This window comes from Thalassobacterium maritimum, assembly GCF_031127805.1.
In the GTDB taxonomy this organism is placed as follows: domain Bacteria; phylum Verrucomicrobiota; class Verrucomicrobiia; order Opitutales; family Coraliomargaritaceae; genus Thalassobacterium; species Thalassobacterium maritimum.
Window position 1 is genome coordinate 1 of sequence record NZ_JARXHW010000152.1, and the last position, 1,208, is coordinate 1,208.

Annotated in this window: 2 protein-coding genes and 1 pseudogene; 1 reads left to right on the top strand and 2 read right to left on the bottom strand. The window is 46.9% G+C overall.

Annotated features, from left to right (window positions below; translation table 11 throughout):
- Positions 1 to 187 (top strand): annotated as a pseudogene (locus QEH52_RS19750) (hypothetical protein); the annotation flags it as partial.
- Positions 188 to 431: 244 nt separating this feature from the next.
- Here QEH52_RS19750 and QEH52_RS19755 read toward each other — a convergent pair.
- Positions 432 to 764, bottom strand: coding sequence for a HepT-like ribonuclease domain-containing protein (locus tag QEH52_RS19755; protein WP_308952683.1), 333 nt, complete (start codon positions 762 to 764; stop codon positions 432 to 434).
- A complete protein-coding gene (locus QEH52_RS19760; protein ID WP_308952684.1) occupies positions 754 to 1,053 on the bottom strand; it encodes a nucleotidyltransferase family protein in 300 nt (99 codons plus the stop codon). The genes QEH52_RS19755 and QEH52_RS19760 overlap by 11 nt, the downstream gene beginning before the upstream one ends.
- Positions 1,054 to 1,208: the final 155 nt, after the last annotated feature.

Genomic DNA, 1,208 nt, shown 5'->3' on the forward strand with positions numbered 1-1,208 from the left:
CGAAATGCTTCTGGTCATTGCGAGCGAGAAGGTTCCCTTGCGAGAGAATCGTAGCGAACCTAGAGCACTAAAGAAAAGGCCCAAACCTTTCCAAAAGTTGATGTGCCATCGATCAAAATTTAAGGTCTCAAAATCCAGAAAAAACAAAGGTAAAGCGAAGAAGAAAAACGTCGATAAAGCCGCTTAAGTCCGTGCCATTCGGGTCATGTCATTACCTTTATGGTCGAGTGCGGTGCAGCACCGTAGGGGTTGCTGGGGAATTAGTGATAATAGAAGGGCGATTCATCATTAATATGGCAGCTTGCCGCGTCTGAGTGTAACGGTCGAGTGTTTTTGTTTGGGGCAGAGAACGGGGTCAGGGCAGAAAACGGGGTCAAACGCAAAATTTAACGATCTGGATGGTTAGACTTTGCTGAATTCATCCGGGCGCTTTAGTAATCGAGCACCCTTGTGAGTAGTTCCGGCACATGATTCTGGGCAAGATCCCAGAGGGCAGCGTCATCGATCGTATCATAGCCATGCGCCACCAGATTTCGAAAGCCGATAATCTTTCTGTATTCGGGGATGTGTTGGCTCAGGTTTGCTTCGTCGAGACGTTCTAGGCGGACGAGGGCTTCACCGATGATTTCGAATTCTCGTTCTAGGCCTAATTGTAGCAATCGGTCTTCGAGTAAGGCTTCGAAGGTTTTACCAGAACAGAAGCCTTGAATTTCTTCACAGGCAATACGGATGTCGATCAATAGCTTGTTGATGCTATGCGGCATAGACGAGTTGCTTTGTTCGGTTAATTTCTTCTTCGAAATGTGGATTTCTGAATGGTCGATTGACGATGATGTCCACAGGTCTTTGCAGGAGCGTTTCCATCTTGGCTTTGAAGTCCATTAGTTGCTCGAATGCACCCTCATAGCCATTGCGGTCAAACTCAACTAAGAGATCCACATCACTGGACTCATTGAAGTCTCCAGATGCGAAAGAGCCGAAAATATGCAGTCGCTTGACGTGAAAGTTTTTGCAGGCTTCTTGCACTTCAGAGTTCTGGGTGAGGTCGAACATAGCTACCAAGTATTTGTCGGAGATGGCAATTCGTCAAGGGCTGAAAAACGGGTCATGTCAGAATGGCACTGACTTAAGCAGCTTTATCGAGAATATCAGCAAGTGTGGATGCGTGTAAAACGTAGGGCTGTCACTTGTGACACGCCGCATGGAAT